At 73.6% G+C, this 7186-nt stretch carries 6 protein-coding genes, 1 pseudogene and 1 riboswitch; of the genes and pseudogenes, 4 read left to right on the top strand and 3 right to left on the bottom strand.

Going from position 1 to position 7186, the window contains the following annotated elements; translation table 11 throughout:
- Positions 1–147: 147 nt before the first annotated feature.
- Together ABZV78_RS30820 and map are read right to left on the bottom strand one after the other, a co-directional pair.
- Positions 148–804 (bottom strand): NAD(P)H-binding protein, encoded by a 657-nt coding sequence (locus tag ABZV78_RS30820; RefSeq protein ID WP_355644250.1) that lies wholly within the window; start codon positions 802–804, stop codon positions 148–150.
- Between the two features lie 27 nt (positions 805–831).
- The gene (map, locus tag ABZV78_RS30815) at positions 832–1614 is read right to left on the bottom strand and encodes a type I methionyl aminopeptidase (RefSeq protein WP_355644248.1); all 783 of its coding nucleotides are present in this window, start codon (positions 1612–1614) and stop codon (positions 832–834) included.
- Positions 1615–1680: 66 nt separating this feature from the next.
- Here map and ABZV78_RS30810 point away from each other — a divergent pair, with 66 nt between their 5' ends.
- From ABZV78_RS30810 to gcvP, 3 genes are all read left to right on the top strand, one after another.
- Positions 1681–1977 carry a helix-turn-helix transcriptional regulator gene (locus ABZV78_RS30810; RefSeq protein WP_355644246.1) on the top strand — a complete coding sequence of 99 codons (297 nt, stop codon included), beginning with the start codon at positions 1681–1683 and terminating at the stop codon, positions 1975–1977.
- A gap of 93 nt (positions 1978–2070) precedes the next feature.
- Positions 2071–2919 (top strand): NAD-dependent protein deacetylase, encoded by an 849-nt coding sequence (locus tag ABZV78_RS30805; RefSeq protein WP_355644244.1) that lies wholly within the window; start codon positions 2071–2073, stop codon positions 2917–2919.
- 67 nt (positions 2920–2986) lie between these two features.
- Positions 2987–3086, top strand: a riboswitch (glycine riboswitch).
- 73 nt (positions 3087–3159) lie between these two features.
- Positions 3160–5979 carry an aminomethyl-transferring glycine dehydrogenase gene (gcvP, locus tag ABZV78_RS30800; protein WP_355644243.1) on the top strand — a complete coding sequence of 940 codons (2820 nt, stop codon included), beginning with the start codon at positions 3160–3162 and terminating at the stop codon, positions 5977–5979.
- A gap of 92 nt (positions 5980–6071) precedes the next feature.
- Here the strand turns inward: gcvP and ABZV78_RS30795 are convergent, their stop codons facing one another.
- The gene (locus tag ABZV78_RS30795; protein ID WP_091258044.1) at positions 6072–6272 is read right to left on the bottom strand and encodes a DUF5999 family protein; all 201 of its coding nucleotides are present in this window, start codon (positions 6270–6272) and stop codon (positions 6072–6074) included.
- A 90-nt stretch (positions 6273–6362) separates the two neighbouring features.
- Here ABZV78_RS30795 and ABZV78_RS30790 point away from each other — a divergent pair.
- Positions 6363–7088 (top strand): annotated as a pseudogene (locus ABZV78_RS30790) (chorismate-binding protein); the annotation flags it as partial.
- Positions 7089–7186: the final 98 nt, after the last annotated feature.

The following is a 7186-nucleotide window of genomic DNA, read 5'->3' as shown; positions in this document are numbered from 1 at the left end:
CCGCTGAGACTGACCCGGACGGCCTCCCCGCTAGCTGGACGGCCGGGGCCCGCGAGACGTTCGCCGCCGTGACCGAGGAGCGTCCCGACACCCGGGACGGCCGGTTCAGCGGCTCAGCGGGACGGTGCGGGGGTGGCCGGTTGACGGTCAGCCGGCGGCGGCGCGGATCGCCTCGCCGATCGGGGTCTCGCCGCCGACCAGTTCCAGGGTGAGCCCGGCGGTGTCCGGGGCGGACAGCAGCGCCAGCAGGACCCGGGCCACGTCGGCGCGGGTGACGGCCCCCGGGTCGACGTGCGGGGCCAGGGTGATCCGGCCGACCGCGGCGTCGTCGGTGAGCCGGCCGGGGCGCAGCACGGTCACGTCGAGGTCCCGCCGGGTGACGTCGTCCTCGGCGGCCTTCTTGGCTCGCAGGTAGGCCGCCCACACCTCGTCGGTGCCGGCCCTCGGGGGCCGGTCCACGCCCATCGAGGAGATCAGCAGGTAGCGGCGGATCCCGGCGCGTTGCGCGGCGTCGGCGAGCAGCACGGCCGCGGCCCGGTCGACGGTGTCCTTGCGGGCCGCGCCGCTGCCGGGGCCGGCGCCGGCGGCGAAGACCACCGCGTCGGCGCCGGCCAGGTGCCCGGCGACGGTGTCGACGTCGGTGTGCTCCAGGTCGCAGACGACCGGTTCGGCGCCGGCGGCGCGCAGCGCGGCCGCGTGCTCCGGGTTGCGGATCAACCCGATGGCGGTGTCGCCGCGCCCGGCGAGTTCCCGCTCCAGCAGCTTGGCGATCTTCCCGTGGCCCCCGGCGATGACGACGCGCATGCCCTCAACGTAGCTGTGCTCCCCGCCTCATGGTTGCGCCTGCTTCGGCAGGGTGAGAACTTCGGCTCCGTCGTTGGTGATGGCGATCGTGTGCTCACTGTGCGCCGTCCGGCAGCCGGTCGCGCTTCGGAGTGTCCAGCCATCGGCGTCGGTGACGAGTTCGGCGGTGTCCGCCATGACCCAGGGTTCCAATGCCAGCAGCAGCCCGGGGCGCAGCCGGTATCCGCGACCGGGCCGCCCCGTGTTCGGGACGTGCGGGTCCTGGTGCATCGTCGAGCCGACGCCATGACCTCCGAACTCGGTGTTGATCGAATATCCCGCCTCGCTGAGGACCGAGCCGATGGCATGGGAGATGTCACCGATGCGAGCTCCCGGGCCGGCGGCGGCGATCCCCGCGCTCAGGGCGCGCTCGGTCGCGCTGATCAGGGCGACGCTCTCCGGGGGGTTCGAGTCGCCCACGATGAAGCTGATGGCGGAGTCGGTGACGACTCCGCCCTTGGAGACGGCGAGGTCGAGCGACAGCAGGTCGCCGTTGGCGAGGGTGTAGTCGTGCGGCAGTCCGTGGAGCACGGCGTCGTTGACCGAGGTGCAGATGTAGTGGCCGAACGGCCCGCGTCCGAAGGACGGCTCGTAGTCGACGTAGCAGGACTGCGCCCCGGCCTCGGTGATCATGTCCTGGGCCCACCGGTCGATGTCCAGGAGGTTCGTGCCCACCTCGCAGCGGCTCCGCAGCGTCCGCAGGATGTCGGCGACCAGGGCGCCGGCCTCCCTGGCCCGTGGCAGTTCGGTGGGGTTCAGGATCTCGATCATGCGACGCCCTACTCGTTCGGCCAATAAGTATCCCGGCCATATTATCCCGGTACTATGATTGGTGTCATGGTCAGGTTGCCGCTCACTCCCGCAGAGGTCGAGCGCGGGCAGCGCCTCGGCACCCTCCTGCGTCAAGCCAGGGGGCAGCGTTCGATGCTCGTCACCGCGCTGGAGGCAGGTGTCTCGCCGGAGACCCTTCGGAAGATCGAGTCCGGTCGGGTAGCCACCCCCGCCTTCCCGACCATCGCTGCGATCGCCGACGTTCTCGGCCTTTCCCTCGATGCGGTGTGGGCGGAGATCAACACCACGGACGGCGCTGCCGCGAGCTCAGATCGCCACGCAGGTGCGCGGCTGGCCTCGTAAGACCCGATCGGCCGGTACACCTTGCCGCGCCGGTTCGGGCCGCGGCGGCGGGTGGTGGTCGCCGAGCGGCGGCGCGCGAGGCAGCATGGACGGGTGACCGAGACGTTCGACGCGTTGACCCGGCTGGTGGGCGCCGGGGACGTGGTGGTGCTCAGCGGCGCCGGCCTGTCCACCGAGTCGGGCATCCCGGACTACCGGGGGCCCAGCGGCGCGGCGCGCCGGCACACCCCGATGACCTACCAGGCGTTCACCCGTGACCCGGACGCCCGGCGGCGCTACTGGGCGCGCAGCCACCTGGGCTGGCGGATGATCGCCCGGGCCGCCCCGAACGACGGGCACCGGGCGGTGGCCCGGCTGCAGCGCGCCGGGCTGCTCGGCGGGATCATCACGCAGAACGTCGACGGTCTGCACACCGCCGCCGGCGCCACCGGGGTGATCGAGTTGCACGGCCGCCTCGACGAGGTGACCTGCCTGGACTGCGGCAACCTGACCTCCCGCGAGGAGCTGGACCGGCGGCTGACCGAGGCCAACCCTGGTTTCGACGCGCGCGTCGCGCACGTCAACCCCGACGGCGACGTGGACCTGCCCGACGACGCGGTGTCCCGGTTCCGCACCGTCGACTGCGGCATCTGCGCCGCCGGCATGCTCAAACCCGACGTGGTGTTCTTCGGCGAGACGGTGCCCGCGCCCCGGGTCGCCGACTGTTTCGCCCACGTCGAGCGGGCCCGGGCGCTGCTGGTGCTCGGCTCCTCCCTGACCGTCATGTCGGGCCGCCGGTTCGTGCTGCGCGCGGCGAAGCTCGGCATCCCGGTGGCCATCGTCAACCAGGGCCCCACCCGCGGCGACGGGCACGCCACCCTCACCCTCGACGCGCCGCTGGGCGCGACGCTGACCGCCCTGGCCGACCGGGTCGCCGCCGGGCCGGTCCCCGCCGCCGTGTGACCGACCCCCGGGGCGGGGTACGACATGAGCCGGAAACACGGTCGCTGGTAGCGTTGACCATGCCGGTACCACCCACGTGGGAGAGACCGCCCGGGAACCACCCGGACGGCGCCGAAGGGGCAGATTCCTCCCCGGAACCTCTCAGGCAAAAGGACCACGTGGGCAGGCGCTGTGGAGCGCGTCAGCGCGACTCAGGGGGAGGCCGACCCGTCGACCTCGCCCCCACAAGGAGCGCAGCCCATGACCGCAGAGCAGTTCGCCGACCGGCACATCGGCCCCGGCCCGGACGACGAGCGCCGGATGCTGGAGACCGTCGGGCACAGCTCCATCGACGAGCTGATGGACGCCGCGATCCCCGAGGTGATCCGCTGGCACGGTGCCCTGGACCTGCCCGCCCCGGCCAGTGAGCGGGAGGCGATCGCCGAGCTGCGCGCCCTGGCCGCCCGCAACACGGTCGCCGTGTCGATGATCGGGCTGGGCTACCACGGCACGCACACCCCGGCGGTGATCCGCCGCAACGTGCTGGAGAACCCGGCCTGGTACACCGCGTACACGCCGTACCAGCCGGAGATCAGCCAGGGCCGGCTGGAGGCGCTGCTGAACTTCCAGACCATGGTCACCGACCTGACCGGGCTGGCCACCGCGAACGCCTCCATGCTCGACGAGGGCACCGCCGCGGCCGAGGCCATGACCCTCGCCCGCCGCGCGTCGAAGAGCAAGAGCCCGGTGTACGTGGTCGACGCCGACACCCTGCCGCAGACCATCGCGGTGATCACCAGCCGCGCCGAGCCGCTCGGCATCGACGTGCGCGTGCTCGACGTGGAGCGCGACGAGCTGCCCGGCGAGTTCTTCGGGCTGCACCTGCAGTACCCGGGGGCGTCCGGGGCGGTCCGCGACCACCGCCCGCTGGTGGACGCCGCGCACGGCGCCGGCGCCCTGGTGACGGTCGCCGCGGACCTGCTGGCGCTGACCCTGCTGCGCCCGCCCGGCGAGATCGGCGTCGACATCGCCGCCGGCACCACCCAGCGCTTCGGCGTGCCGATGGGCTTCGGCGGCCCGCACGCCGGCTACCTGGCCGTCCGCTCCGGGCTCGAGCGGATGCTGCCGGGCCGGCTGGTCGGGGTCTCCAAGGACGCCGACGGCAACCCGGCCTACCGGCTGGCGTTGCAGACCCGCGAGCAGCACATCCGCCGGGAGAAGGCGACCAGCAACATCTGCACCGCGCAGGTGCTCCTCGCGGTGATGGCCGGCATGTACGCCGTCTACCACGGCCCGGACGGGCTGCGGGCGATCGCCCGGCGTACCCATGAGGCGGCGGCGCGGCTGGCGGCCGGGCTGCGCGCCGGTGGCGTCCAGGTCGCCGACGTCGCGTTCTTCGACACCGTCACCGCGACCGTGCCGGGCCGCGCCGCCGAGGTGGTGGCCGCCGCCGCGGAGCACAACGTGAACCTGCGGCTGGTCGACGCCGACCGGGTGGGGATCTCCTGCGACGAGACCACCACGGCCGCGCACCTGGCGGCGGTGTGGGCGGCGTTCGGCGTCACCGGCGTCGACGGGGAGGTGGACGCCGACCTGCCGGCGGAGTTCCGTCGCGACGGCGACTTCCTCACCCACCCGGTGTTCCGCACCCACCACTCGGAGACGGCGATGCTGCGCTACCTGCGCCGGCTGTCGGACTTCGACTACGCCCTGGACCGGGGCATGATCCCGCTGGGGTCGTGCACGATGAAGCTGAACGCCACCACCGAGATGGAGCCGGTCACCTGGCCGGAGTTCGCCCACCTGCACCCGTTCGCCCCGGCCGAGCAGACCGCCGGCTACCGGGAGCTGATCGCCCAGCTGGAGGGCTGGCTGGCCGAGGTCACCGGCTACGACGCGGTCAGCGTCCAGCCCAACGCCGGGTCGCAGGGGGAGCTGGCCGGGCTGCTGGCCATCCGGGCCTACCACCGGCAGCGCGGCGAGGGGCACCGCGACGTGTGCCTGATCCCGTCGTCGGCGCACGGCACCAACGCCGCGTCGGCCGTGATGGCCGGCATGCGGGTGGTGGTGGTCGGCTGCGACGCCGACGGCAACGTCGACCTCGTCGACCTCGACACGAAGATCGACAAGCACCGGGACGCGCTCGCCGCGATCATGGTGACCTACCCGTCCACCCACGGGGTGTACGAGACGGGCATCGCGCAGCTGTGCGCGAAGGTGCACGACGCCGGTGGTCAGGTGTACGTCGACGGGGCGAACCTCAACGCCCTGGTCGGCTTCGCCAAGCCGGGGCGGTTCGGGGCGGACGTGTCGCACCTGAACCTGCACAAGACGTTCTGCATCCCGCACGGCGGCGGTGGCCCCGGCGTGGGCCCGGTGGCGGTGCGGGCGCACCTGGCGCCGTTCCTGCCCGGCGACCCGCTCGGCGCGCACACCGACGGCCGGCCGGCGATCTCCGCGGCGAACCACGGGTCGGCGGGGATCCTGCCGATCCCGTGGGCGTACCTGCGGATGATGGGCGCCGAGGGGCTGGCCCGGGCCACCGGCGTGGCGGTGCTCGCGGCGAACTACGTGGCGGCGCGGCTGCGTCACCACTACCCGGTGCTGTACGCCGGCAACAAGGGCCTGGTGGCGCACGAGTGCATCCTGGACCTGCGGCCGCTGACCAAGGCGACCGGGGTGAGCGTCGACGACGTGGCGAAGCGGCTGATCGACTACGGCTTCCACGCGCCGACGATGTCGTTCCCGGTGGCCGGGACGCTGATGGTGGAGCCGACCGAGAGCGAGGACCTCGCCGAGCTGGACCGGTTCTGCGAGGCGATGATCGCCATCCGCGAGGAGATCGACAAGGTCGGCTCGGGGGAGTGGCCGGCGGGGGACAACCCCCTCGCCAACGCGCCGCACACCGCGGCGATGGTCTCGGGTGACGAGTGGCCGCACCCCTACCCGCGGTCGGTGGGCGCGTACCCGGCTCAGGACCGGGCGGGGAAGTACTGGCCGCCGGTGCGGCGGATCGACGGCGCGTACGGCGACCGGAACCTGGTCTGCTCGTGCCCCGCGCCGGAGGCGTTCGAGAACTGAGGCGCAGCGCGCCGGGGCGGTGCAGTGCCGCCGCCCCGGCCGGCGCGTCGACCGGTGGGTCGACGCGTAGGCTCCTTACGGAGCGTGATCGTTCAGGCGACGAGAGCGTGCCGGGCGGGGCCGCGGTGCGGGGCGATGGTGCTGCCGTCGGGGAGCAGCTCACCGGTGTCCTCGAAGACGATGACACCGTTGCAGAGCAGGCTCCAGCCCTGCTCAGGGAAGCAGGCGATGACGCGTGCGGCTTCGCGATCGGTCGCCTCGGCGGAGGGGCAGGTGGGTAGGTGCTGGCACATCGGGTTCTCCGGACTGTGGGGGCACTGTGTCATGGTTCACATGACCAGTGACGCACAGTACCAAGCGGAAGTGCACGCTATCGAGCAAGGATGCGGCTTGTTCACCCGAAATCGGCTGAACGGATGAGGTTGAACCGACCGGATGGTGTGGAAGCGCTCCCACGGGTGACGGTGGACGCACCCGGAGTGCCGGCGGAGTGCCGGGACCGGCTCGTGGAGCGGGCCCGGCTGGAGTGGCGGCCCGCCGACGGCGGCGACCCGACCGTGCTCGCCCAGGATTTCCTGGCCGCGCACGGCGTCGCCCTGTCCGATCTGGCCCGGCCCGCCGCCCACGACCCGGACGGGACCTGCGGCGGCGCCCTGTTCCTGTCCGCCGCCGCCGGGGCCCGGGCCGCCGGCGGCGCGGTGGGCGCGCCCACCCCGGTGCCGGCGCTGCCGGATCTCGTGGTGGTGGTCTACGCCCACGCCGACCGGCCGGCCCCGCCGCGGCACCCCGGACCGGCCGCCGGCTGGTGGCTGGGGCCCTGGCGGGACAGCTGGACCCCCGCCGCCCACGCCGACGCCGTGACGGCGGTCCGCGACGCCATCGGGCGCGGCGACGTCTACCAGGTCAACCTGGTCGGCCATGCCGCCGCCGGCTACACCGGGGACCCGCTGCCCACCCTCGCGCGGCTGGCCGCGCTGCCCGGCGCCCGCTACGGCGGCACCCTGTCCGGTCTGGGCTGGGCGATCGGCTGCGCCTCCCCGGAGACCCTGGTCGCGGTGGAACACGGCCGCCTGGTCACCCGGCCGATCAAGGGCACCCGCCCGGCCACCCCGGTGGAACCAAGTGGGCCCGCGGGTAATCGCAACGTGGACCGTGCGTAAGCGTCCGCCCGCCCGCGTCGGCCTGGCCGAGCTGGTCGCGCGGTTCC

The organism is Micromonospora sp. NPDC004540 (assembly GCF_040610095.1).
GTDB lineage: Bacteria > Actinomycetota > Actinomycetes > Mycobacteriales > Micromonosporaceae > Micromonospora.
The sequence above is the reverse complement of the archived record's forward strand: the minus strand, read 5'-3'. Positions and strand labels throughout refer to the sequence as shown.